The sequence below is a fragment of the Pseudomonas mercuritolerans genome (assembly GCF_025706525.1).
Taxonomy (GTDB): Bacteria; Pseudomonadota; Gammaproteobacteria; order Pseudomonadales; family Pseudomonadaceae; genus Aquipseudomonas; species Aquipseudomonas mercuritolerans.
In genome coordinates, this window is the sequence record NZ_JAMSHA010000005.1 from 46,359 (window position 1) to 69,120 (window position 22,762).

Annotated in this window: 25 protein-coding genes; 12 read left to right on the plus strand and 13 right to left on the minus strand. The window is 59.6% G+C overall.

What is annotated here, in order from left to right:
* Positions 1-49: 49 nt before the first annotated feature.
* The gene (locus tag ND528_RS15005) at positions 50-178 is read right to left on the minus strand and encodes a PA1414 family protein (protein WP_003184145.1); all 129 of its coding nucleotides are present in this window, start codon (positions 176-178) and stop codon (positions 50-52) included.
* A gap of 142 nt (positions 179-320) precedes the next feature.
* Positions 321-1,214 (minus strand): putrescine utilization regulator PtrR, encoded by an 894-nt coding sequence (gene ptrR / locus ND528_RS15010; protein WP_076566500.1) that lies wholly within the window; start codon positions 1,212-1,214, stop codon positions 321-323.
* Between the two features lie 103 nt (positions 1,215-1,317).
* Here ptrR and ND528_RS15015 point away from each other — a divergent pair, with 103 nt between their 5' ends.
* A complete protein-coding gene (locus ND528_RS15015) occupies positions 1,318-2,499 on the plus strand; it encodes an MFS transporter (RefSeq protein ID WP_263470619.1) in 1,182 nt (393 codons plus the stop codon).
* Here the strand turns inward: ND528_RS15015 and ND528_RS15020 are convergent.
* The 3 genes from ND528_RS15020 to ND528_RS15030 form a co-directional block, all read right to left on the minus strand.
* Positions 2,447-3,376 carry a DMT family transporter gene (locus tag ND528_RS15020; protein ID WP_130912059.1) on the minus strand — a complete coding sequence of 310 codons (930 nt, stop codon included), beginning with the start codon at positions 3,374-3,376 and terminating at the stop codon, positions 2,447-2,449. The genes ND528_RS15015 and ND528_RS15020 overlap by 53 nt on opposite strands.
* Before the next feature lie 253 nt (positions 3,377-3,629).
* Positions 3,630-4,022: a DUF2177 family protein gene (locus ND528_RS15025; RefSeq protein ID WP_263470620.1), complete on the minus strand. Its 393-nt coding sequence runs from the start codon at positions 4,020-4,022 to the stop codon at positions 3,630-3,632.
* A 117-nt stretch (positions 4,023-4,139) separates the two neighbouring features.
* Complete coding sequence (locus ND528_RS15030; protein WP_016771157.1) at positions 4,140-4,976, minus strand: CvfB family protein; 837 nt, start codon at positions 4,974-4,976, stop codon at positions 4,140-4,142.
* A gap of 339 nt (positions 4,977-5,315) precedes the next feature.
* On the opposite strand from ND528_RS15030, the gene ND528_RS15035 reads away from it, so the two are divergent.
* From ND528_RS15035 to ND528_RS15045, 3 genes are all read left to right on the plus strand, one after another.
* Positions 5,316-5,504, plus strand: a complete 189-nt coding sequence (locus ND528_RS15035; RefSeq protein WP_016985943.1) for a hypothetical protein — start codon at positions 5,316-5,318, stop codon at positions 5,502-5,504.
* Between the two features lie 203 nt (positions 5,505-5,707).
* On the plus strand, positions 5,708-6,424 hold the full coding sequence (locus tag ND528_RS15040) for a TorF family putative porin (protein ID WP_263470621.1): 717 nt from the start codon (positions 5,708-5,710) through the stop codon (positions 6,422-6,424).
* Between the two features lie 77 nt (positions 6,425-6,501).
* Complete coding sequence (locus ND528_RS15045; protein WP_263470622.1) at positions 6,502-7,371, plus strand: DUF6279 family lipoprotein; 870 nt, start codon at positions 6,502-6,504, stop codon at positions 7,369-7,371.
* A 122-nt stretch (positions 7,372-7,493) separates the two neighbouring features.
* Here the strand turns inward: ND528_RS15045 and ND528_RS15050 are convergent, their stop codons facing one another.
* Positions 7,494-7,886 carry a hypothetical protein gene (locus tag ND528_RS15050; RefSeq protein WP_056783658.1) on the minus strand — a complete coding sequence of 131 codons (393 nt, stop codon included), beginning with the start codon at positions 7,884-7,886 and terminating at the stop codon, positions 7,494-7,496.
* Between the two features lie 172 nt (positions 7,887-8,058).
* Here ND528_RS15050 and ND528_RS15055 point away from each other — a divergent pair, with 172 nt between their 5' ends.
* Both ND528_RS15055 and ND528_RS15060 read left to right on the plus strand, forming a co-directional pair.
* Entirely contained in the window at positions 8,059-8,793 is a 735-nt protein-coding gene (locus ND528_RS15055) for a DUF899 domain-containing protein (protein WP_263470623.1), read from the plus strand.
* A gap of 89 nt (positions 8,794-8,882) precedes the next feature.
* Positions 8,883-9,158: a hypothetical protein gene (locus ND528_RS15060; RefSeq protein WP_056783644.1), complete on the plus strand. Its 276-nt coding sequence runs from the start codon at positions 8,883-8,885 to the stop codon at positions 9,156-9,158.
* Positions 9,159-9,208: 50 nt separating this feature from the next.
* Here the strand turns inward: ND528_RS15060 and ND528_RS15065 are convergent, their stop codons facing one another.
* Positions 9,209-10,549, minus strand: a complete 1,341-nt coding sequence (locus tag ND528_RS15065; protein WP_024012040.1) for a DEAD/DEAH box helicase — start codon at positions 10,547-10,549, stop codon at positions 9,209-9,211.
* 191 nt (positions 10,550-10,740) lie between these two features.
* Between ND528_RS15065 and ND528_RS15070 the strand changes: the two genes are divergently transcribed.
* Positions 10,741-12,039: a mechanosensitive ion channel family protein gene (locus ND528_RS15070; protein WP_056783642.1), complete on the plus strand. Its 1,299-nt coding sequence runs from the start codon at positions 10,741-10,743 to the stop codon at positions 12,037-12,039.
* Positions 12,040-12,145: 106 nt separating this feature from the next.
* On the opposite strand, the gene ND528_RS15075 is transcribed toward ND528_RS15070, so the two are convergent.
* The 3 genes from ND528_RS15075 to ND528_RS15085 all read right to left on the minus strand — a co-directional run bounded on the left by ND528_RS15075 (position 12,146) and on the right by ND528_RS15085 (position 14,505).
* Positions 12,146-13,012 carry a carboxylate/amino acid/amine transporter gene (locus ND528_RS15075; protein ID WP_263470790.1) on the minus strand — a complete coding sequence of 289 codons (867 nt, stop codon included), beginning with the start codon at positions 13,010-13,012 and terminating at the stop codon, positions 12,146-12,148.
* A 345-nt stretch (positions 13,013-13,357) separates the two neighbouring features.
* Positions 13,358-13,957: an FMN-dependent NADH-azoreductase gene (locus ND528_RS15080; RefSeq protein WP_130929391.1), complete on the minus strand. Its 600-nt coding sequence runs from the start codon at positions 13,955-13,957 to the stop codon at positions 13,358-13,360.
* A 233-nt stretch (positions 13,958-14,190) separates the two neighbouring features.
* Positions 14,191-14,505: a hypothetical protein gene (locus tag ND528_RS15085; RefSeq protein ID WP_016771198.1), complete on the minus strand. Its 315-nt coding sequence runs from the start codon at positions 14,503-14,505 to the stop codon at positions 14,191-14,193.
* A 49-nt stretch (positions 14,506-14,554) separates the two neighbouring features.
* Here ND528_RS15085 and ND528_RS15090 point away from each other — a divergent pair, with 49 nt between their 5' ends.
* From ND528_RS15090 to ND528_RS15105, 4 genes are all read left to right on the plus strand, one after another.
* Positions 14,555-15,478, plus strand: coding sequence for a LysR family transcriptional regulator (locus ND528_RS15090; RefSeq protein ID WP_016771199.1), 924 nt, complete (start codon positions 14,555-14,557; stop codon positions 15,476-15,478).
* A 14-nt stretch (positions 15,479-15,492) separates the two neighbouring features.
* Positions 15,493-16,296 carry an alpha/beta fold hydrolase gene (locus ND528_RS15095; protein ID WP_263470624.1) on the plus strand — a complete coding sequence of 268 codons (804 nt, stop codon included), beginning with the start codon at positions 15,493-15,495 and terminating at the stop codon, positions 16,294-16,296.
* Between the two features lie 3 nt (positions 16,297-16,299).
* On the plus strand, positions 16,300-16,863 hold the full coding sequence (locus ND528_RS15100) for a peptidylprolyl isomerase (protein WP_016771201.1): 564 nt from the start codon (positions 16,300-16,302) through the stop codon (positions 16,861-16,863).
* A gap of 88 nt (positions 16,864-16,951) precedes the next feature.
* Positions 16,952-18,784, plus strand: a complete 1,833-nt coding sequence (locus tag ND528_RS15105; RefSeq protein ID WP_071174707.1) for an ABC transporter ATP-binding protein — start codon at positions 16,952-16,954, stop codon at positions 18,782-18,784.
* 125 nt (positions 18,785-18,909) lie between these two features.
* On the opposite strand, the gene ND528_RS15110 is transcribed toward ND528_RS15105, so the two are convergent.
* Positions 18,910-20,034 carry a GNAT family N-acetyltransferase gene (locus ND528_RS15110; protein WP_263470625.1) on the minus strand — a complete coding sequence of 375 codons (1,125 nt, stop codon included), beginning with the start codon at positions 20,032-20,034 and terminating at the stop codon, positions 18,910-18,912.
* A 281-nt stretch (positions 20,035-20,315) separates the two neighbouring features.
* Between ND528_RS15110 and ND528_RS15115 the strand changes: the two genes are divergently transcribed.
* The gene (locus ND528_RS15115) at positions 20,316-21,638 is read left to right on the plus strand and encodes a putative porin (protein WP_125917795.1); all 1,323 of its coding nucleotides are present in this window, start codon (positions 20,316-20,318) and stop codon (positions 21,636-21,638) included.
* Between the two features lie 177 nt (positions 21,639-21,815).
* On the opposite strand, the gene ND528_RS15120 is transcribed toward ND528_RS15115, so the two are convergent.
* Both ND528_RS15120 and ND528_RS15125 read right to left on the minus strand, forming a co-directional pair.
* Positions 21,816-22,055, minus strand: coding sequence for an anti-sigma factor family protein (locus ND528_RS15120; RefSeq protein ID WP_263470626.1), 240 nt, complete (start codon positions 22,053-22,055; stop codon positions 21,816-21,818).
* Entirely contained in the window at positions 22,049-22,660 is a 612-nt protein-coding gene (locus ND528_RS15125; protein ID WP_041478829.1) for an RNA polymerase sigma factor, read from the minus strand. The genes ND528_RS15120 and ND528_RS15125 overlap by 7 nt, the downstream gene beginning before the upstream one ends.
* Between the last annotated feature and the right edge of the window lie 102 nt (positions 22,661-22,762).

The following is a 22,762-nucleotide window of genomic DNA, read 5'->3' on the forward strand; positions in this document are numbered from 1 at the left end:
TTGTAGAAACTGCCGACGGCTGCGATCTTGAAATCTCTGATCGCAGGTATTAACGGCGACGTGGCTGGCGTCGGCGCTGTTCGTCGTCCGTGCGAATCGGTACCGGTTGCAGAGGCGGTTCGATCAAACCGAGGGCAACTCCCAAATCGTGCAGCCAGTTCTGGATTTTCTCTTTCATCGTCATGCCCCCTTCAGGGTGGTGCTGAGCGGCCGGAATTCTGAGGCCGCTTCGCACTGATAATAGTCCGAAGTCCTACGCAATGCTCGGTCAAATCCGCAATGATCTGTTACTGAATTGAACAGAATCTGTTGCGATTGGTTCACGCTGTTTCACGCACTTCATGCAAAGCCACGGGATAGACCGCTTGCTGCACGTCGATCCAGGCATTCAGGTTGGCCCCGGCCATGCCCTTGCGCCACATGAGCCATGTTGTCGCACCCGCGAACGGCTCGGCCAACGGATGCACGGCGACGCTTTCACGACCCGGCAGGCTGGCCAGCATCGACTCGGCCATCAACGCCACACCACTGCCGGCAATCACACAGGCGAGCATGCCCTGATACGACTCGATCTCCATCGGCCGGCCCATCGCCGCGTGGTAGTGAGAGAACCACGCTTCCAGACGCATGCGATAGGAACAGCCCTGACGGAAGGTGAATACCGAGCGCCCCTCGACATCCCGCGCGCTGTGCACCGGTGGATGGTCGATTTCGGTGATCAGCACCAGGCGTTCTTCGCACAGCGGCACGCCATCGAGCCCGGCCAACTCCAGCGGTCCGTCGACCAACGCCGCGTCGAGGCGGCCGGTGAGCAACCCTTCGAGCAGTTCGCCGGTCGGCGCCGATTGCACCTGCAAATTCACCATCGGGTATTGCTTGTGATAACGCGCCAGCAGCGCCGGCAGATGGATCGCCGCCGTGCTGTACATAGTGCCGAGGACGAAATCTCCGGCCGGTTGCCCGCCCATCACCGCGGCACTGGCCTGATCGCGCAGGGCAAACAGTTTGCCGGTGTAGTCGAGCAGGACCTTGCCCGCCGGCGACAACTGCAAGCGCTGCCGTTCGCGGACGAACAGCTCAACGCCCAGTTGCTCCTCAAGCTGTTTCAGCCGCGTCGACAGATTTGATGGCACGCGATGCAGGCGCTCGGCGGCGCGGGTGATCGAGCCTTCCTCGGCGACCGCCTGAAATATCCGCAGCTGGCTGAATTCCACTACCTTCTCCTGAACAGAACAAGTTACTCACTATTATTCAATTTTAAAGAAAGTCAATCGATCCTAGCCTGACGGTCATTGCTGCTTTGAAGGAAGCCCGACCATGTCGCCACTGATACGTTTATCCGCCTGTTTCGTTGCCCTGATGATGGCCATGGGCATTGGCCGTTTCGCCCTGACACCTCAGATGCCGCACCTGCTCAGCGAAGGGCAGATCGACCTCACCGCCGCCGGTCTGATTGCAGCCGCCAACTACTTCGGCTATCTGCTCGGTGCCGTGGATGCGATGTTCGCCCAGCGGCCGCAGCAGGTGCAGCATCGCCTGCATGGCGGGCTATGGCTGTGCGTGCTGCTGACCCTGGCGTCGTTCTGGGCCAACGGTTTCTGGTCGCACTTGCTGTTGCGCTTTGGTACCGGCGTGGCGAGTGCCTGGGTGCTGGTGATGATTACTTCGCTTAGTCAGCCGCTGGCGGCGGCAGCAGGTCGCCCGCGCTGGGGTGCCCTGGTCTTTGCCGGACCGGGTCTGGGGATTTTTCTCACAGGGTTGCTGGCGCTGGTCTCACATCGCTTGCAGCAGACATCGGCAACCCTGTGGCTGATTTACGCGGCCGCCGCGTTGCTGATGATGCTCGGCGTCTGGCGGTTGTTGCCGCAGCCCACGGTGGTAGCGAGGCCAGCAATAACCCATGTGAACCCAGCGAATCGCGGCATTGCCCAGCTGGCGCTGGTATATGCGCTGTACGGCATCGGCTACATCATTCCGGCAACGTTCCTGTCGCAGATGGCCAACGCGCAGTTTCACGGCCAGTGGCAGGCGGATCTGTTCTGGCCGTGCTTTGGCCTCGGCGCGGCAATCGGGGTGTGGTTGGTGAGTCTGCGCCGACATGATCCCGAGACCACGCGGCACTGGCTGATGGCGACGTTGTGGCTGCAAGCGGCCGGTGTGTTCGCCTGTCTGCTGGGCAGCGGCCTCGGTCTGGCGCTGGGGGTGATCCTCTGCGGCACGCCGTTTCTGGCCTGCATGCAACTGGTCATGCAGCGTTCGCGAGAGCTGGCGCCCCACGCCACTCAGCGCAACGCCGGGATGCTCACGGCGTGCTTCGCTGTCGGCCAGCTGAGCGGCCCGCTGCTGGCGGCGCTGAGCAGCCATTTCAGCGGCGGTTTGCAGCCAGCGCTGCTGATCGCCGGCGCCGGCCTGTTACTAGCCGGCGCGCTGGCGATGCAGGCCAAGGCTACTGGCCCAGCGCCTTGCGCAAACGGCGACGCAGCCACTGTTCGGCGCTGACGAAAGTGATGCCGAGCAGCACCAGTACGGCGCCAATGACGAAGTTCAGGCTCAACTGTTCGCCGAGCAGCAGCACGCCGAAGGTCACGCCGAACAACGGCGTCATGAACGAGAAGACCGCAAGGTTGGCCGCCAGATAACGGCGCAGCAGCCAGAACCACACCAGGTAGCTGAAGAACGACACCACCAGGCCCTGGAACAGCACACTGGCCACCGCCACGGTAGTCAGGCTGACGTGGGTGATCTGGCCGCTGAACAACGCGATCAACAGCAGACCGATGAAACCGACCATCAGCTGATAAAACAGGGTCAATGTCACCGGCGCTTCCGACAGTCGCGAGGCCCGCACCACCACGGTGGTCGCGCCCCAACAGGCGCCGGCCAATACGCCGAGGGCATCGCCCAGCAGCATGCGGCGGTCGAGGTTGTCCCACGACACACCGCCGGCGAAGGCAATCGCGATGCCGATGAACGCCAGCAGAATCCCCAGCCATTGCAACGGGCGCAAACGCTCGCTGGCGAGCAGGAAATGCACGCCGAGTGCGGTGAAGATCGGCGCGGTATACAAGAACACCGACATATGCGCGGCGGTGGTCAGTTGCAGACCTTCGGCGATGAACAGGAATTCCAGACCAAACAGTGCACCGGCCAGCAAACCGCCGCGCCAGGTGCTGCCGACCTGATCCCAACCGCCCTTCCAGCAGATCAGCAAACCGACCAGCAACGCAGAAATCCCCGAGCGCCCCGCCGCTTGCATCACCGGCGCGATGTCCGTTGCCGCCCACTTGATCAGAACTTGCTGCACACCCCAGATCAGGCACAGGCCGATCATCACTTGCAGGGCAAAACCGTCGGCATTGCGCCGCTCGGCACTCACCGCAACACCTCGAACACACACAACATGGCAGGCCATCCAATGGTCAGAAAACAGTGTCGGGGATTATCAATCAGTCGCGCGGAAAAAGCCGTCTGGAAAAGACATTAAGTTGGTCAGTGGCGTCAGCGCTGAATGGTTGACGGCTGCGCCGTCATTCGCGAGCAGGCTCGCTCCCACAGAGGGTTCGGTGAATACGTGGGAGCGAGCCTGCTCGCGAAGAGGCCAGCATTGCCAACACAACTGCCGAATCAGCTCACGTGAATCGCTTCGCCATTAAATAACCCACCGTGCAGGCAACCGCCGTCGCCACTGTCCCCCACGCCCAATCCATCAAACTCACCTGCACCGACCAGTCGCGCAAGGTCGCCCAATTGGTCAGGTCATAAGTGCCGTACGCCACCAGCCCCAACAGCGCGCCCAGCTTCGCCGCCCTCTGCCAGCTCAGCGCCGGCAACACGACAAACACCACGCAGCCAATAACGTACAGGCAATAAAAAACCGCTGCGGGCAACAGCAGCGGTTTATCCAGCATCAGCGAACCGAGCAGTTCGCGATAGGTCGGCGCCATCAGCAGCCCGAGCCAGATGCCATCGAGCAGCAGAAACGTCAGCAACGTAGCGACGTAAGCGATCAGCGCCTTTTTCATTTGCCCTTCCTTCTAATGTAAGAGCTGCCGGAGGCTGCGATCTTTTGATCTGTTTTTTCAAGATCAAGATCAACAGATCGCAGCCTTCGGCAGCTCCTACCATGGGCCTGCGGGGAGTCAGGTTAGTTCAATGCGATCGGCGTGAATGACGATCTTGCCTTCCTTGTACAGCGAACCGATGGCTTTCTTGAAGTTGCCCTTGCTGACGCCGAACAGGCTGCTGATCAGTGCCGGATCACTCTTGTCACTGACCGCCAGGGTGCCGTCGTTTTCGCGCAACTTGCCGAGGATCTTCGAACTCAGACTGCTCGCCGCTTCCTGACCAACCGGTTGCAGGCTCAGGCTGATCTTGCCGTCGGCGCGCACTTCCTTGATGAAGCCTTTCTCGCGCATGCCCGAACGCATGAACTTGAAGATCTCGTTCTTGTGGATCAGGCCCCAGTGCTTGTTGTTGATGATCGCCTTGAAGCCCATGTCGGTGGCTTCAGCCACCAGCAGATCAACTTCCTGGCCCGGGCTGTAAGTAGCCGGGGTCTTGTCCAGGTAACGATCGAGGCGCGCGGTGGCGGTGATGCGGCGCGTGTGTTTGTCGAGGTAGACGTGCACTACGCAGTACTCGCCAGCGGTCATCTGGCGCTTTTCTTCCGAGTACGGCAGCAACAGATCTTTCGGCAGGCCCCAATCGAGGAACACGCCGATGCTGTTGACTTCAACCACTTTCAGGCTGGCAAATTCGCCGACCTGAACTTTCGGTTTTTCCGTGGTGGCGAGAAGTTTATCTTCGCTGTCCAGATAGATGAATACGTTGAGCCAGTCTTCATCTTCGCTGGGAATATCTTTAGGGATATAACGGTTGGGCAAAAGAATTTCGCCGTCGGCACCGCCGTCCAGATATAAACCGAAGTTAGTGTGTTTAACCACTTGCAAACTGTTGTAACGCCCGACTAAAGCCATTTCCGAAACCCTCAATACGTGGGCGGCATTCTACCCGTTTTTGCCGCCAACGTCGGGCGACAGATCCTCGCTGCGGAAAATCTGCGTCAACCTGTTGATTTTGCTTGATCACTGCCCTGCGGGGTGCCGCTCGTCAGTCCGGCCCGACGCTTCACAGCTGCGCTGATTGGCCTCATTTCAATTAAATGTTCTCATTTAAAACAGCAGGTTAGCTGCTGAATACAAGTGGCGGGCCGGCAATAATGCAGCGTTACGGTTGGTTAATCCGGGGGATATTTACCAAGCTATTGTCAAGTTATTCCTGTACGATGCCTGGCCGAGTTACTTTTCTAAAGGTTAATGGCCGCCATGCGTGTAAAAGCATCCACCAGCAAAGCAAAGCCAGCTCCAGCCGTTGAAACCAGCGAATCGATCAACGATCAGATCGCAGCATTCCTCAAGTCCGGCGGCGAGATCCAGCAAATTGCCAAAGGCGTCAGTGGCCAGACATTCGGCCCGTCCAAGCAGATCAGCCTGGGCAAGAAGTAATACCGGTTTCACCCCGTCCAGAGGCGCTTTGAGCTTCGAAGCGCCTGGACTGGCACCGCGCCACACCCCTTCGCTTTAAACAAAAATTCCTGAAAATCGACGAACGGCCATCAATGCCGGGTATTCGCCGGTATCCTTGCACGCGTCTAGATCAAGCGTTTCAGCAGGCCCTCGCCCTGCGCTCGCGGTTCATGGAGTGACGCATGCGCCCATTTCCCTGTTTATTGTTTGTCAGCCTGCTGTCAGGCGCGACCGCGCACGCGCAGGTTTTTCAGGGTGAACTGGGTGACTTCGATCTCAAGCTTGGCACCACGCCTAGCCGCAGCATGGCCCAGGGTCTGGTCAAACCGGCGGCGGTCGGTTCATTCCATGGCGGCCTCGACCTGAGCCACGACAGCGGCGTGTATTTCGGCCAGTACGCGCCGAGCATGGGCATCACACCGGGCAAGAACCTCGAGATCGATTCCTACGTCGGCTTCAAGCAGCCGTTCGATCAGGTGCTCGGCTACGAAGTCGGGATGATCCATTACAGCTATCCCCGCGTGGACACCCTCGACAGCCAGGAGCTGTTTGGTGGCCTGACCCTGCTCGGCAGTCGCTTCGGCATTGCCCTGAGCAACGACCCGGATAAACAGAACAACACCTTGTTTGCCGACCTCACTGGCAATCAACCGTTCGGCATTGGCGTGAGCATGAAGTACACCACTCACCAACTGAACACGCCGGTGGCGGTCGACGGTGGTTATGTCAGCAGTTTCACCGATTGGTCGGTGAAACTGTCGCGGCCGTTCATGGGTGTCGATCTCGATCTGATCTACAGCAATTCCAGCCTCAGCGGCAACGATTGCTCGGCCTATTCCGGCCACAACAGCGAGTGCGACGGCCTCGTCACCCTCAAGGCCGTACGCACGTTCTATTGATCGGCTGAACTGCCGCGCGCATCCTGCATCACATAAGAATCAGATTTCCGACGCCAGGCTCTCGCAAGGATTTGCCCATGTCTCGCTGGTTCAAACAGATTGCCGCCCTGCTGATCTTCACCCTCGCCCTCGGCGCTTGCAGCCGCGTGGGCTTGGCCTACCGCAACCTCGACGTGATCATCCCGTGGTCGCTGAGCGACTACGTGGACATGAATGGGGAGCAGAAAGACTGGTTCAACGACCGGCTCAAGGAACACTTGAGCTGGCACTGCACCACACAATTGCCGGGCTACCTTGATTGGCTGGACCGTTTACAGGCCATGGTCGAAAGCAATCAGGTCACGGACGCCGCCCTGCAGGAACGCACCGCCGAAGCCAAACAGGCCATCGCCGAAACCGCCCGGGAAATCACCCCTTCGGCCATCGAACTGTTGCAAGGCCTGGACGATAAGCAGGTCGCGGAAATGAACGACGCGTTTGCCAAGGATTTGCGCAAACGTCAGCAGGAATACGTGAAACCGCCGCTGGCCCAGCAAATCAAGGAACGCGGTGAGCGCATGGAAAAACGCCTGAACGATTGGCTAGGCCCGCTCAGTGACACGCAGAAACAACGCGTCGTGGCCTGGACCAACGCCTTGGGCGACCAGAACACCCAATGGATCGCCAACCGTGCGCATTGGCAGCAACAGTTCAGCGCCGCGGTTGCGCAACGCAAAAGCGCGGAATTCCCACAACGCATCGAGACACTTCTGGTCAATCGCGAGCGGTTGTGGACAGCGAATTACCGCAAGGCCTACGCCAACACCGAAGCCCAGGCCCGCTCGCTGTTTGTCGACTTGATGGCCGAGAGCACACCGCAACAGCGTCAGCGGTTGTTGAAGAAAATCGAGGCCGTGCGCAAGGACTTCAATGACCTCAAGTGCCTGAAGGCCGCGCAGAAACCTTGAATAAACCGATGGCCCATTGTGGGAGCGAGCCTGCTCGCGAAAGCGGTGTATCAGACAGTTCAATGTCACCGACAGACCGTATTCGCGAGCAGGCTCGCTCCCACAGGGCGGATTTCGCTGGCTCAGGCGATTTGAGCCTTTGAGGCGACCTCATCAAACGTCACTTCATCCAGCGCATCCTCCTGCTCATCCAGCACCTGACGCGGATGGTCATTGCCGGGGATGCTGCTGTCGATCAGGCTCAACAGGCTCGAACCCCGTGGCGTCAGGATGAAATTATTGCCGGTGCTGCCTTCATGATCCGGCCGTGGCTCGATGAATCCGCGCTCCAGCAAAAGCTTTTCATAATCACAGGCCAGGGTTTTCAAGTGATCGAGATTGTCGATCGGCTCGCCGGCGCTCGCTTTCTCGGCCGCATGGTCTTCGGCATAAGCGCGGGGAGCGAAGCTATGGCCTGCGCTGTTCTGCACTTCATGCAGCAAACGTTCAATCAAATCCCAGTTATAAGTCGTCATCCTGATCCAACCTCCGGTGCGGGTGATTTTGTGCCGCGTTCAAGGTTGTGACCGAAGCGCTGCGCAGCCGTTCAGCAGTATTTCCGGCCCCGACCGACCGACGGCTGTCGATTACCTCGCACGTTGAACGACTAGGCTGAAACAGCCGGTTCAACCCGCAGGAGACATCGTCATGAACGTTGCAAACCATCCGGTGGTATCACGCGAAGAATGGCTCGCCGCCCGCCAGCAGCATCTGGCCCACGAAAAAGCCTTCACCCGGGAACGCGATCGCCTCAGCTCCGAGCGCCGCGCCCTGCCGTGGGTAAAAGTCGACAAGGACTATCACTTTCAAGGGCCGAACGGCGAGCTCAAGCTCAACGACCTGTTTTGCAACAACAGCCAGTTGATCATCTACCATTTCATGTTTGCCAAAGGCTGGGAGGAAGGCTGCCGGGGCTGCTCGTTCCTCAGCGATCACATCGACGGCGCCAACCAGCACCTGGCCCATCACGATGTTGCGGTCGTCGCCGTTTCCCACGCGCCGTTGCGCGAGTTTCAGACGTTCAAACAACGCATGGGCTGGAAATTCGACTGGGTCTCGTCAGAAGGTTGCGATTTCAATTACGACTTCGGCGTCTGCGCCCGGGCTGAGGATGTCGCGGCGGGAAAGGCTACCTACAATTACGAAAAAACCGACAGCGCCGAGGAAGAAATGCCGGGGCTGAGCGTGTTTTATCGCAATGACGAAGGCGAGATTTTCCACACCTATTCCACATACGCGCGCGGCCTGGACATGCTGGTTGGTGCTTACCACTACCTTGATCTGACGCCCAAGGGCAGGAATGAAGACGAGATCATGGAATGGGGGCGGCATCATGATCGGTATGACGGTGCGCCGAAGTCGGGTTGCTGTCACGCCGATTGAGGACAATCCTGGCCCCACAGTTTCTGAACTTTTACCAGGCTTCAGCCCTCAACCGGTTAACCCGCCTTAACCGGAACTGAGGCCTGCCCATGAAAACCCTGATCAAGCTGTCCCTCGCCGCCACCCTTGCCTGCGCCCTGCCCGTCTGGGCCTGCACGCCGGAAGAGGCGACGATCAAACGCGAACAACTGGCCAAGGAAGTCTCCAGGCTCACCGAGCAGAATCCGGAAAAGGCCAAGGAGATCAACGCCGAGTTGCAGAAAATGGATCTGGACACGGCCAGCGCGGATCTGCCGGACAAGTGCCAGCTGATCGATCAGCGTTTGAAGGAACTGGGGTCGGCGGAGAAGAAAGCCGACAATTGAGACGAAAAAAAACCGGACAATGTCCGGTTTTTTTATGCGTTTAGAACGCGTTATTCAGCCGCTGGCTCGGCTGGCTTGCGGCGCTTGAGCGGGGCCATGCCGTCGCTGCTGACAAGGGAATCCGGCTTCGGCCGGTTCACGCTCTTGCGCTTGGTCGGCGTCTTGGCGGCGGTTTTCTTTTTGTCGCCCTTGGCGTCAGTCTTTTTCTTTTTCACGCCGACGGCTTTGCCCGAGGCCTTGACCTTTTTCGGTCCGCCGTAGGTGCCTTTGACTTCCTTGATGGTGCGGCGCTCGAAGCTCTGCTTCAGGTAGCGCTCGATGCTCGACATCAGGTTCCAGTCGCCGTGGCAGATCAGCGAGATCGCCAGACCGTCGTTGCCGGCGCGGCCGGTACGACCGATGCGGTGTACGTATTCGTCGCCGCTGCGTGGCATATCGAAGTTGATCACCAGATCCAGACCATCTACATCCAGACCACGTGCCGCAACGTCGGTCGCGACGAGGATTTTCACACCGCCCTGCTTCAGACGATCGATCGCCAGTTTGCGATCCTTCTGGTCTTTCTCACCGTGCAGCACGAACGCTTTGTATTCCTGAGCCACGAGGCGGCCGTAGATACGGTCGGCCATGGCGCGGGTGTTGGTGAAGACGATGGCCTTCTGGTAGGTCTCGTTGGCCAGCAGCCAGTTCACAATCTGCTCTTTGTGCTGATTGTGGTCGGCGGTGATGATTTGCTGACGAGTCGTCGAGTTGAGCTGGCTGACCGCGTTGAGTTGCAAGTGCTCCGGGTTGTTCAGGACCTTGGCGATCATTTCGCGCAAACCGGAACCGCCGGTGGTGGCGGAGAACAGCATGGTCTGCTGACGGTTCGGGCACTCATCGACCAGACGCTGCACGTCTTCGGCGAAACCCATGTCGAGCATGCGGTCGGCTTCGTCGAGCACCAGCACTTCGACTTCTTTCAGGTCGAGGTTGCCGGCATTGAGTTGCTCGATCATCCGCCCCGGGGTGCCGATGAGGATGTCCGGCACTTTGCGCAACATGGCGGCCTGGACTTTGAAGTCTTCGCCGCCAGTGATCAGGCCGGACTTGATGAAAGTGAACTGCGAGAAGCGTTCGACTTCCTTCAAGGTCTGCTGGGCCAGTTCACGGGTCGGCAGCAGGATCAGCGTCTTGATGCTGACGCGGATCTTCGCCGGGCCGATCAGGCGATTGAGGATCGGCAGGACGAAAGCGGCGGTTTTGCCGCTACCGGTTTGCGCCGTCACCCGCAGATCACGCCCCTGGAGCGCCAGCGGGATGGCCGCGGCTTGCACTGGCGTTGGCTCGACAAATTTCAGCTCGGCCACGGCTTTGAGCAGGCGTTCGTGCAGGGCGAATTGGGAAAACACGGGTGCTACCTCGAAGATATGCAAAAAAACAGCTGCATAGGTTACCGGTTTCGAGCGCTCAGGCCGAGTTTCTTTGTGCAAACGGCGACAATCAGTGGTTTTTTTGTTGCCCGATTTGTCACTCGCTGCAATACACAGCGTCTTAAATGCTCTAATCGGCCCTCGCGTCTTACAGAAGAAATGTTCCGCTTATGGATATCAAACAGCTCTGGCTCAAAGCCCAAGGCCTCTGGGGCACGCTCGAAGAGCACCCACTTCTGCAATCGGGACTGGCGCTGCTGGTGCTGCTGGTCATTGCGCTGGTGCTCGGACGGGTGGCGCGTTACCTGATCCTGCACGCCAGCCGCATGCTCGGCCGCCAACCGGCGCTGCACTGGATCAACGATTTTCGCCACAACAAGGTGTTTCAACGACTGGCGCAGATGACGCCGTCGCTGGTGATCCAGTTCGGCCTGCACCTGGTGCCGGAGCTGAGCAAAACCGCGATGAATTTTCTCGGCAACGTCGCGCTGGCGTTCACCATCCTGTTCCTGCTGCTGGCGGTCAGCGCCCTGCTCAACGCCCTGCTCGACATCTACGCGCGCACCGAGCATGCGCGTACACGCTCGATCAAAGGCTACGTGCAACTGGCGAAAATGGTTTTGTACGTGTTCGGCGCGATCATCATCGTCGCTACATTGATCGACCGTTCGCCGCTGTTGCTGCTGTCGGGCCTGGGTGCGATGTCAGCGGTGATTCTGTTGGTCTACAAGGACACGCTGCTGTCGTTCGTCGCCAGCGTGCAGCTGACCAGCAACGACATGCTGCGGGTCGGCGACTGGATCGAGATGCCGCAAGTCGGTGCCGATGGCGACGTGGTCGACATCACGCTGCACACGGTCAAGGTGCAGAACTTCGACAAGACGATCGTCTCGATCCCGACCTGGCGGCTGATGTCCGAGTCGTTCAAGAACTGGCGCGGCATGCAGCAGTCCGGCGGTCGGCGGATCAAACGCAGCCTGTTCATCGATGCCAGCGGCGTGCGCTTCATCCGCGACGACGAGGAAGAAAAGCTTTCCCAGGTGCACCTGCTGACCGACTACATGGGCCGCAAGAAAGCCGAGCTCAAGGCCTGGAATGAGGCCCAGGGCAATGTCGCGGCAATGTCGGCCAACCGCCGCCGCATGACCAACATCGGCACCTTCCGCGCCTACGCGCTGGCGTATCTGAAGAGTCATCCGGAGATTCAGCCGAACATGACCTGCATGGTCCGGCAGATGCAGACCACCGCGCAGGGCATTCCGCTGGAAATCTACTGCTTCACCCGCACCACGGTGTGGGCCGATTACGAGCGGATTCAGGGCGATATTTTCGATTACCTGCTGGCGGTGCTGCCGGAGTTCGGGTTGAGCCTGTATCAACAGCCGAGTGGCGGGGATTTGCGCGCAGGCTTGCTGCCAGCGGTGTTGGGCTCGGCGAGTATTCCGGAGCCGGAAAAACACCTGATGTAACCCAAAGATCAAATGTGGGAGCGAGCCTGCTCGCGAATGCAATGTGTCAGTCGCCCCATACTTATCTGACCCAACGCCTTCGCGAGCAGGCTCGCTCCCACAGGGGTTATGCGGCGCCCGGGGATTTGCGGATGCCCAACCGACTGATCCACACAGCCGCCAGAATCACACCCCCGCCAAGGAACAATCTCCCCAGTTCCTCATGTTGATTCCAGATCAGCAAATTCAACAGCAACCCCACCGGCACATGCAGGTTGTTCATCACCGCCAGTGTGCCGCCGTTGACCATGCACGCGCCCTTGTTCCACCAGTACAGGCCCAGCGCCGTCGACACCAGCCCGAGAAACAATAAAACCGCCCATTGCAGCGGCGCTTCCGGCAGGAAGTTCGACTTGCCGAACAACAGGAACGCTGGCAGCACAACCGCCAATGCGCCCAGGTAGAAATAACCGAAACGGCGGTAATGCGGCAGATCACTCGGATGCTTCGCCACCAGATGCTTGTACAGGACCTGCCCGGCGGCGTAGGTGAAGTTGGCCAGTTGCAGCAGCAGGAAGCCCATGAAGAAGTCGGGACTGATGCTGTCGAAGCGAATCACCGCCGCACCGCCGACCGCCACCAGCGCAGCAACCAATGCCCACGGATTAAAGCGACGGTTCAGCGCGTCTTCGATCAACGTCACGTGCAGCGGCGTGAGAATCGTGAACAGCAACACCTCCGGCACCGTCAGCACACGGAAGCTCAGGTAAAGGCAGACGTAAGTCACACCGAACTGCAACGCGCCGATCAGCAACATGCCACGCATGAACGCCGGCTCCACCGAACGCCAGCGGGTCAGCGGAATGAACACCAGCCCGGCCAACACCACACGGACCAGCACCGCAAAGTAACTGTCGACATGCCCGGCCAGGTATTCGCCGATCAGACTGAAGGAAAACGCCTGGATCAGCGTGACAAAAAGTAGATAGCCCATGCTCGCCTCGAAAATCGAATGGCGGCGACGATAGCGGGTTTTGCCGCTCACTGCGAATAGCCGGAAACACAAATAACCGGTGGGAGCGAGCCTGCTCGCGAAGGCAGCGTGTCAGACGGCAGATACTTTTCTGAGACACCGCTTTCGCGAGCAGGCTCGCTCCCACAAGGAGTCATGTGTTGTTCGTCAAATCGCAGACAAAAAAAAGCCCGATCTCGCTAAAGCGTTCAATCGGGCTACAGCACTCAGGAGCAAAAGTGCAAAGGGAGGTTCGATGCGCGTGGAACCTTGAAGGGGTTGCGCCAGGTCACTTAAACAATCGGCGATTATCTGGCGATTAACCGATCAAGCGACCTGAGACAGTTTGGCGTTGGCCTGATTCAGGCCCTTCTCCTGGAAGTCACCGCCCAGGTTCATGCCCTCAGCATGGATAAAGGTCACGTCGTTGATGCCGATGAAACCCATCACCTGACGCAGGTACGGTTCCTGATGATCCGCCGGGCCACCGGCATACACACCACCGCGAGCAGTCAGGACAAAGGCGCGCTTGCCGCCGAGCAGACCTTGCGGACCGGTTTCGGTGTACTTGAAGGTCACCCCGGCGCGCAGCACATGGTCAAGCCAGGCCTTGAGCGTGCTCGGGATCGCAAAGTTGTACATCGGTGCAGCCATCACCAGCACGTCGGCGGCGAGCAGCTCATCAGTCAATTGGTTGGAGCGGTCCAGGGACGCCTGTTCGCTGTCGTTGCGCTGTTCGGCGGGCTTCATCCAGCCACCGAGCAAGTTGGCGTCCAGATGCGGCACCGGGTTCGCGGCGAGGTCACGCACGGTGATCTGATCGGCAGGGTGCGCGGCTTTCCACTGAGCGATGAAGGTCTGGGTCAGTTGACGGGAAACCGAGTCTTGCTGGCGGGCACTGCTTTCGATGATCAGAACGCGGGACATGGTGTGTAGCCTCCATCCGAGATTGTTGTAAGTCGATGGAGTGAAGGTTAAACAGAGTTGAATCGATGAAAAAGCGCAAATATCCGCTGTAATCCATCGATAAATTCGTTTATAAGCTAAACCCATATCCCCTGTGGGAGCGAGCCTGCTCGCGAAAGCGGAATGTTCAGTCACATCATCTCTGGATAACGCTCCGTCTTCGCGAGCAGGCTCGCTCCCACAGGGAAATAGCGTTATTTCGGGGTGCAGGTCAGTTTGATGCGCAGCTTGATGATCTCGCGGGTGAACTTGGCCGTGGCGTTTTTATGCTTGCCGGCCGGCACATCGATGCTGCGCGTGCGCGGTGCTTCCGGGCCGTTGCTGAACACCGCACGGCAGGTCGCGTCGACATCACCGTAATTGGCCACACGGATCGAGCCGATGTCATTGTCCGTGTCGTACGTCTCGTAGTCGATCTTCATGCCGTTGAGATCCTTTTGCACATCGATCGGATAGGCAAACGCGGTCAACGGCAGCAGCGCCAGCACCACACAACAGAATTTTTTCATTCGGCAGTCTCCATGAGGGACGGCCAGCTTAGGACAAGAGGAGCTATTGATGAAAGCGCCCCGCGTGACCCTTGATCAATGGCGAACGTTGCAGGCCGTGGTCGACCACGGCGGATTCGCCCAGGCCGCCGAGGCCCTGCACCGCTCGCAATCGTCGGTGAGCTACACCGTCGCCCGCATGCAGGATCAGCTCGGCGTGCCGTTGCTGCGCATCGACGGGCGCAAAGCCGTGCTCACCGAGGCCGGCGGGGTATTGCTGCGCCGTTCGCGGCAATTGGTCAAACAGGCCAGCCAACTCGAAGACCTTGCCCATCACATGGAGCAAGGCTGGGAAGCGGAAGTGCGGCTGGTGGTCGATGCGGCCTACCCGAGCGCGCGGATCGTCCGCGCCCTGACCGCGTTCATGCCGCAGAGTCGCGGCTGCCGCGTGCGCCTGCGCGAGGAAGTGTTGTCGGGGGTCGAGGAAGTTCTGCTCGAAGGCGTGGCGGATCTGGCCATCACCGGCCTGAGCATTCCGGGCTACCTGGGTGCGGAGTTGAGCGATGTCGAGTTTGTCGCCGTTGCCCACCCTGATCACCCGCTGCATCGGCTCAACCGCGAGTTGAGCTTTCAGGATCTGGAAACCCAGATGCAAGTGGTGATCCGCGACTCAGGCCGCCAGCAGCCGCGCGATGTCGGCTGGCTCGGCGCCGAACAGCGCTGGACCGTCGGCAGCCTCGCCACCGCCGCGACCTTTGTCAGCAGCGGCCTGGGCTTTGCCTGGCTACCGCGGCACATGATCGACCGCGAACTCAAGGATGGTTCGCTCAAGCTGCTACCGTTGGACCGAGGCGGCAGCCGCAATTCGAGTTTCTATCTGTATTCGAACAAGGACAAACCCCTGGGCCCGGCCACGCAAATCCTTATTGAATTGTTGCGCACCTTCGACACCTTGCCGCTGGACGCACCGTTTGCCGCACCTGAACAAGCCTGACACGGAGTTCACCGATGGCGTATTTCGAGCATGAAGGTTGCAACCTGCACTACGAGGAATATGGCCACGGCACGCCGTTGCTACTGGTTCACGGGCTCGGCTCGAGCACCCTGGACTGGGAAATGCAGATCCCCGCGCTGGCCGCGCACTACCGGGTGATCGTCCCGGACATTCGCGGCCACGGGCGCTCGGACAAACCCCGCGAGCGCTACAGCATCGCCGGGTTCAGCGCCGACCTGCTGGCCTTGATTGAACACCTGCGCCTCGGCCCGGTGCACTACGTCGGGCTGTCGATGGGCGCAATGATCGGCTTTCAGCTGGCCGTCGATCAGCCGCAAGCACTCAAGAGCCTGACCATCGTCAACAGCGCACCACAGGTCAAATTGCGCAGCCGCGATGATTATTGGCAGTGGTTCAAACGCTGGAGCCTGATGCGCCTGCTCAGCCTGGAAACCATCGGCAAAGCCCTCGGCAGCAAACTTTTCCCCAAGCCGGAACAGGCCGATCTGCGACGGAAAATGGCCGAACGCTGGGCAAAAAACGACAAACGTGCTTATCTCGCCAGCTTCGATGCGATCGTGGGCTGGGGCGTTCAGGAACGACTTTCACGGGTGTCCTGTCCAACGCTCGTCATCAGCGCCGACCGTGACTACACACCGGTGGCGTTAAAGGAAACCTATGTAAAACTGTTGCCGGATGCGCGGCTGGTGGTCATTGACGACTCGCGCCATGCCACCCCGCTCGATCAACCCGAACGCTTCAATCACACGCTGCTGGATTTTCTCGCCACAGCCGACCTTCACTCTCAGGATCACTGACCCATGCTGAAAAAACTCGCCCTCGCCGCCGGCTCCGTACTGTTTGCCGCCAACCTGATGGCTGCTACCCCGGCCAAGGCGCCCCACGTGCTGCTGGACACCACCAACGGCCAGATCGAAATCGAACTGGACCCGGTCAAGGCGCCGATCAGCACGAAGAACTTCCTTGAATACGTCGACAGCGGCTTCTACAACAACACCATTTTCCACCGTGTGATCCCGGGCTTCATGGCTCAGGGCGGCGGCTTCACCCAGCAGATGCAACAGAAAGAAACCAAGGCGCCGATCAAGAACGAGGCCAGCAACGGCCTGCACAACGTTCGTGGCACCCTGTCGATGGCGCGTACTTCCAACCCTGATTCGGCGACCAGCCAGTTCTTCATCAACGTTGCCGACAACGCATTCCTCGATCCGGGCCGTGACGCCGGTTACGCGGTGTTCGCCAAAGTGGTCAAGGGCATGGATGTCGTGGACATCATCGTCAACTCTCAGACCACCACCAAACAAGGCATGCAGAACGTGCCTGTCGACCCTGTGATCATCAAGTCAGCCAAGCGCATCGACTGAGTTTCGCCGGGCATATCGAGCGGCGTGGGGCTGAGCCTGCGCCGCTCGCACTGATAAAAGGAGAGCCCGGATTCCGGGCGGTTATCTGATGCTCTATCGCCGTTTCGAACAACTGATCGATATCTTCCGCGACGCCCCGACGGCGTCCCCGCCGGACCGCGTCTGGCCCTTCTACGTCTATTACCTGAAGCAGGTCTGGCCAAGTTTCGCTGCCCTGCTCGTCATCGGCCTGTTTGCCTCGTTGATCGAAGTAGCGTTGTTCAGCTACCTGAGCCGCATCATCGATCTGGCGCAAGGCACGCCCAACCCGAATTTCTTCAGCGACCACGCCCTCGAATTGACCTGGATGCTGGTGGTCGCTCTGGTGCTGCGACCGATCTTCTTTGCCCTGCACGACCTGCTGGTGCATCAGACCCTGAGCCCCGGCATGACCAGCATGATCCGCTGGCAGAACCACAGTTACGTGCTCAAGCAGAGCCTGAATTTCTTCCAGAACGACTTCGCCGGGCGCATCGCCCAGCGCATCATGCAGACCGGCAACTCGCTGCGCGATTCTGCCGTGCAAGCGGTCGACGCGCTGTGGCACGTGGTGATCTATGCGATCAGCTCGCTGGTGCTGTTCGCCGAGGCCGACTGGCGCCTGATGATCCCTTTGCTGACCTGGATCGTCGCTTACATCGGCGCGCTGTATTACTTCGTGCCACGGGTGAAGGAGCGCTCCGTGGAAGCCTCTGACGCGCGCTCGAAACTGATGGGGCGCATCGTCGATGGCTACACCAACATCGCCACGCTGAAACTGTTCGCTCACACCAACTTCGAACAGCACTACGCCAAGGAAGCCATCGAAGAACAGACCGTCAAAGCGCAAATGGCCGGTCGCGTGGTGACCAGCATGGACGTGGCGATCACTACCATGAACGGCCTGCTGATCGTCGGCACCACGGCGCTGGCGTTGTGGCTGTGGACGCAGTCGCTGATCACCGTCGGCGCGATTGCCCTGGCCACCGGCCTGGTGATTCGTATCGTCAACATGTCCGGCTGGATCATGTGGGTAGTCACCGGCATTTTCGAAAACATCGGCATGGTCCAGGACGGTCTGCGCACCATCTCTCAACCGGTCAGCGTCACCGACCGCGAGCAGGCCAAACCGCTGGCCGTGGCCTCGGGCGAGGTGCGCTTCGAGCACGTGGATTTTCACTACGGCAAGAAGAGAGGCATCATCGGCGACCTCAATCTGACGATAAAACCGGGGGAGAAAATCGGCTTGATCGGCCCATCCGGCGCCGGCAAATCAACCTTGGTCAACCTGTTGCTGCGCCTGTACGACGTCGAGGGCGGGCGCATCCTGATCGACGGGCAGAACATCGCCGAAGTCGGCCAGGAAAGCCTGCGCGCGCGGATCGGCATGATCACTCAGGACACCTCGCTGCTGCACCGCTCGATCCGCGACAACTTGCTTTACGGCAAACCGGATGCGACCGATGCCGAGCTGTGGGAGGCGGTGCACAAGGCTCGCGCTGACGAGTTCATTCCACTGCTGTCCGACGCTGAAGGCCGCAGCGGTTTCGATGCGCATGTCGGCGAGCGCGGGGTGAAATTGTCGGGCGGTCAGCGCCAGCGCATCGCGATTGCGCGGGTGCTGCTCAAGGACGCGCCGATCCTGATCATGGACGAAGCGACCTCGGCACTGGATTCGGAAGTCGAAGCAGCGATTCAGGAAAGCCTCGAGACCTTGATGCAGGGCAAAACCGTGATCGCCATCGCCCACCGTCTCTCGACCATCGCGCGCATGGACCGTCTGGTGGTGCTGGAAAACGGCAAGATCGCCGAGAGCGGCACCCACGCCGAACTGCTTGCGCATCGTGGTTTGTATGCACGGTTGTGGGCGCACCAGACCGGAGGGTTTGTCGGCATCGATTGATGCCTGGCGGTGCGGTGAAAAAACTGTGGGAGCGAGCCTGCTCGCGAATGCGATGGATCAGCGACAAATTCGTCAACTGACCCGACGCTTTCGCGAGCAGGCTCGCTCCCACAGGGGATCTGGAACTAGGTTTGGCGATAGGGCAACGCGGTGCGGGCCTCTTCGGCATAGGCCAGAACCCCGGCGTGCTCCTGCTGAAGAAAATCCTTCACCGCCGCCTTCAACCCCGGATGGCGCAGGTAATGCCAGGAATGGGTGATCACCGGTTCAAAGCCGCGAATCAATTTGTGCTCGCCCTGCGCCCCGGCATCGAAACGCTGGATGCCATGGGCGATCGCGTAATCCATGCCCTGATAGAAACACGTCTCGAAATGCAGCCGATCAAACTCGGCCAGGCAGCCCCAATAACGCCCGTAGAAACTGTCGCCACCGACCAGGCTGAACGCCATCGCCACCGGCCGTGAGCCCTGCTTGGCCAGGACCACGCGAATCGCCTCGGGCATGCGTTCAGCCAGCAGGCTGAAGAACTCCCGCGTCAGATATGGCGCCTGACGCCGCACCGCGTAGGTGTTGGCATAGCAGGCGTACACGAAATCCCACTGCGCCTCGCCCAGCTCACGCCCCTCCAACCACTCGAACTCAAAGCCCTGCCCCGCCACCTGCTCGCGTTCCTTGCGCATCTGCTTGCGCTTGCGTGAGCTGAGGGCGTCGAGGAAGTCCTGAAAGTCGCGGTATTCACGGTTCTGCCAGTGATATTGACAGCCGATGCGCTGCAGCCAGCCCGGTTGCTCGGCCATCGCCGCATCGGTAAACGGATCGGTGAAGTTGATATGCGCGCTGGACAGTTCTTCGATCTGCAAATAGCCCGGCAGGCTTTTCAGCAGTTCGAAACCGTCTTCGACCTTCGCCGCCAGCAAGCGCGGGCCGCTGACCGGGCTGAACGGCACGGCTGTCAACAGTTTGGGGTAGTAATCGATGCCGGCGCGGGCGCAGGCGTCGGCCCAGCCGTGATCGAAAACGTACTCGCCGTAGGAATGCCACTTGCGATAACTGGGCAGTGCGGCGATCAGTCGATCATCTTCGATGTGCAGCAAATGCTCGGGCTGCCAGCCTGAATGCGGGCCGACACTGCCGCTGTCTTCCAGCGCGCTGAGGAAGGCGTGACGCAGGAACGGCTGGTTGTCCGGCACCAGCGCATCCCAGCTTGCCGGGGCGATTTCTGACAGGTCTTGCAGGCGTTGCAACGGCATTCACTGGCACTCCACAGCTTGGCGACAAAGCCCGGCGAGTATCGCTGATCGCGGCCCGGTTGCACACGCTCAATCGGCCGACAGCGCTCTAGGTCGATAGTTCACGCCTGATATGTATCGTCATCAACCTGCCATCACTGTGCCACCGCTCTGTCATAAACCATCGCGATACTGGCGCCTGTTTTTAGAGCGCCGGGTTCTAACCCGGAGACAGTTTTCCGGCCTCCAGGCCGGTTGTGCCCAGGATGGTTCAGCCATCCCCTTCATCTTCGGAGATTGCTATGCGTCTTGCTTCCACGAAAACTGCAGCGGCCCTGTGCGGCGGCTTGTTGCTGGCCATGAGCGTTCCGGCCAGTGCTGCAGTCGACGCCAAACTGCTCGACATGCTCAAGGCCAACGGGTCGATTTCCCAGGCGCAGTACATCGAGCTGCAAACAGAACTGGCCAAGGATCAGAAGGCTCAGCAAATCGCCCAACAGGCGCAGCAGGAAACCAACGAACAAGTGGCGGCGGTCGCGAAGAAGACCAACGAACAGAGCCTGTTCGATCAGAAACTGGCCTGGGCGGCCAAGACCCAGTTCAAGGGCGACGTACGTATCCGTCAGGAAACCATCAAGATCGACGGCGAGCCGAACAACGGCGGCCGCGACAAGGACCGCCAGCGCATCCGTGCGCGACTGGGCGCCTATACCGAGATCAATCCGCAAGTCGACACCGGTATCCGTATCGCCACTGGCGGCGGTGACGACGCGCGCTCGACCAACCAGGATCAGGACAACTACTTCGACAAGAAGCAGATCTGGCTCGACCTCGGCTACATCGACTATCACCCGGATCAGATCAAGAACCTGCACGTTATTGGCGGCAAGATGCTGCAACCGTGGGTGAGCATGGGCGATGTGATCTGGGACAGCGACATCAACCCGGAAGGTCTGGCCGTTACCTACAAATACCCACTGGGCGGCAGCGCCGAACTGTTCGGCAGCCTGGGTAACTACAACCTCAAGGACAACGTTGACGGCGACGGCGTGCAATTTCGCCACGACCTGCGCCTGACCGCTGGCCAGTTGGGCAGCCGCTTCAACATCACCGACAACCTGAAAATGACCGTCGGCGGCAGTGTCTACGCCTACCAGAACGACGAAGACAGCCGCTGCACCGGCACCTCGACCCCGTGCGCATTGGCAGTCAACGGCAACTCGGCTGACAACGAATTCCGTCTGTATGAAGGGTTCAGCCAGATCGACATCGGCGGCCTGCCAATGCCGCTGTCGTTCTACGGCCAGTACGTGAAGAACAACGATGCCGTGACCGATCAGGACACCGCATGGTTGCTCGGCGCCAAGTCGAAAGTCTTCGGCTTCAACCTTGACTACAACTACCGCGACGTGCAGCGCAACGCCGTGGTCGGCGCTTTCACCGACTCCGACTTCGCCAACGGCACCACCGGTTCGCGCGGGCACAAGTTCAAGGTCGGTTACGACATCGACAAGAACTTCGCCGTCGGCGCCACGTACTTCCTGACCAAGGCCGACTTCGCCAGCCGTAGCCAGCGCGATGCAGATGCCAACACCCTGCAGCTGGATGCTGAAGCGAAGTTCTAGGAAAACAGCTGCAAGCTGCAAGCTGCAAGCCAAGAGTTGCGAGTGAATGCCTTTACTTGCAGCTTGAGGCTTGAAGCTTGAAGCTGCCCCTGTAGGAGCTGCCGAAGGCTGCGATCTTTTGATCTTGATCCTGAAAACAAGATCAAAAGATCGCAGCCTCGTTTCACTCGTCAGCTCCTACAGGGGATTGTCTTTTCGTCGTTGCTCGGCCAAGCGCTTGGCCAGCGCATCGACATTCTCGTCCGCTCGTTCCGGCAACGCCTTTAGCGTCGCCTGCATCACGCGCATCTGCCGCATGAAGCGCCGGCAGTTGGGGCAGAACAACAGGTGATGACGCACCATCAGCGTCTCGCGAAAGCTCAGTTGGCCGTCGAGATAATCGCTGGATCGTGCCACTTGCTCCTTGCAGGTCAACATTCTCCTGTCTCCTCAAAATGTTCCACGGTCGCAAAGACCTTCAAGCGTGCCCGGTGCAGCAGCACGCGGACATTGGAGAGCGAGATCTCCAGAAGATTACAGATCTCTTCCAGCTCCAGGCCCTGGCGTTCGCGCAACAGCAGGACACTGCTCTGCAACTCGGACAGACTCAGCAACGTGTGTTCGAGGCATTCACGCAGTTCGTTTTCAGTCAGCAGCGCTTCGGGGGTGTCCTGATGCCAGGCAAATGGCGCGACCAGCCAATGACCGTCGCTCGAGGAAAATCGATCGTCACCGATGGTGCCGTGGGGCGATGGCAGGTCGTCGAGCAGGACTTCGCGGCGATTGAGCTTGTAGCGACTCTTGGCCGAATTGGCGGTAATGGTCAGCAACCAAGTCTTGAGGCTGGAACGGCCTTCGAAGCTGGCCAGATGGCGCACCACCGACAGCCAGGCATCCTGCACCACTTCCTCGACATGACGCTGGCCGACAATCGCGTAAGCCACCGCACGCATGGCGCTCTGATACGTGGTGACCAGTTCCTTGAAAGCCTTTTGCTCCCCCGCCAGCAGGCGCGTGAGCAGTTGGGTGTCGTCAGCCGCCATCCATCAATCCCCTTGTCCGGACTTCGAAAATGAACGCGGCAGGTGTTCACCTGCCGCGACGTCCGAAAAATTACAGCGTTTCAGCCGCTTCGAATGTAGGAA

Coding starts and splice junctions, on each gene's coding strand:
- ND528_RS15075 (WP_263470790.1), bottom strand. CDS start 13,012: ATGGGCTATCTACTTTTTGTCACGCTGATCCAGGCGTTTTCCTTCAGT.
- ND528_RS15100 (WP_016771201.1), top strand. CDS start 16,300: ATGCTGAAAAAACTCGCCCTCGCCGCCGGCTCCGTACTGTTTGCCGCC.
- ND528_RS15025 (WP_263470620.1), bottom strand. CDS start 4,022: ATGAAAAAGGCGCTGATCGCTTACGTCGCTACGTTGCTGACGTTTCTG.
- ND528_RS15030 (WP_016771157.1), bottom strand. CDS start 4,976: ATGGCTTTAGTCGGGCGTTACAACAGTTTGCAAGTGGTTAAACACACT.
- ND528_RS15060 (WP_056783644.1), top strand. CDS start 8,883: ATGAAAACCCTGATCAAGCTGTCCCTCGCCGCCACCCTTGCCTGCGCC.
- ND528_RS15050 (WP_056783658.1), bottom strand. CDS start 7,886: ATGACGACTTATAACTGGGATTTGATTGAACGTTTGCTGCATGAAGTG.
- ND528_RS15110 (WP_263470625.1), bottom strand. CDS start 20,034: ATGCCGTTGCAACGCCTGCAAGACCTGTCAGAAATCGCCCCGGCAAGC.
- ND528_RS15090 (WP_016771199.1), top strand. CDS start 14,555: ATGAAAGCGCCCCGCGTGACCCTTGATCAATGGCGAACGTTGCAGGCC.
- ND528_RS15120 (WP_263470626.1), bottom strand. CDS start 22,055: ATGTTGACCTGCAAGGAGCAAGTGGCACGATCCAGCGATTATCTCGAC.
- ND528_RS15070 (WP_056783642.1), top strand. CDS start 10,741: ATGGATATCAAACAGCTCTGGCTCAAAGCCCAAGGCCTCTGGGGCACG.
- ND528_RS15105 (WP_071174707.1), top strand. CDS start 16,952: ATGCTCTATCGCCGTTTCGAACAACTGATCGATATCTTCCGCGACGCC.
- ND528_RS15055 (WP_263470623.1), top strand. CDS start 8,059: ATGAACGTTGCAAACCATCCGGTGGTATCACGCGAAGAATGGCTCGCC.
- ND528_RS15080 (WP_130929391.1), bottom strand. CDS start 13,957: ATGTCCCGCGTTCTGATCATCGAAAGCAGTGCCCGCCAGCAAGACTCG.
- ND528_RS15015 (WP_263470619.1), top strand. CDS start 1,318: ATGTCGCCACTGATACGTTTATCCGCCTGTTTCGTTGCCCTGATGATG.
- ND528_RS15035 (WP_016985943.1), top strand. CDS start 5,316: ATGGCCGCCATGCGTGTAAAAGCATCCACCAGCAAAGCAAAGCCAGCT.
- ND528_RS15115 (WP_125917795.1), top strand. CDS start 20,316: ATGCGTCTTGCTTCCACGAAAACTGCAGCGGCCCTGTGCGGCGGCTTG.
- ND528_RS15085 (WP_016771198.1), bottom strand. CDS start 14,505: ATGAAAAAATTCTGTTGTGTGGTGCTGGCGCTGCTGCCGTTGACCGCG.
- ND528_RS15040 (WP_263470621.1), top strand. CDS start 5,708: ATGCGCCCATTTCCCTGTTTATTGTTTGTCAGCCTGCTGTCAGGCGCG.
- ND528_RS15125 (WP_041478829.1), bottom strand. CDS start 22,660: ATGGCGGCTGACGACACCCAACTGCTCACGCGCCTGCTGGCGGGGGAG.
- ND528_RS15095 (WP_263470624.1), top strand. CDS start 15,493: ATGGCGTATTTCGAGCATGAAGGTTGCAACCTGCACTACGAGGAATAT.
- ND528_RS15005 (WP_003184145.1), bottom strand. CDS start 178: ATGAAAGAGAAAATCCAGAACTGGCTGCACGATTTGGGAGTTGCCCTC.
- ND528_RS15045 (WP_263470622.1), top strand. CDS start 6,502: ATGTCTCGCTGGTTCAAACAGATTGCCGCCCTGCTGATCTTCACCCTC.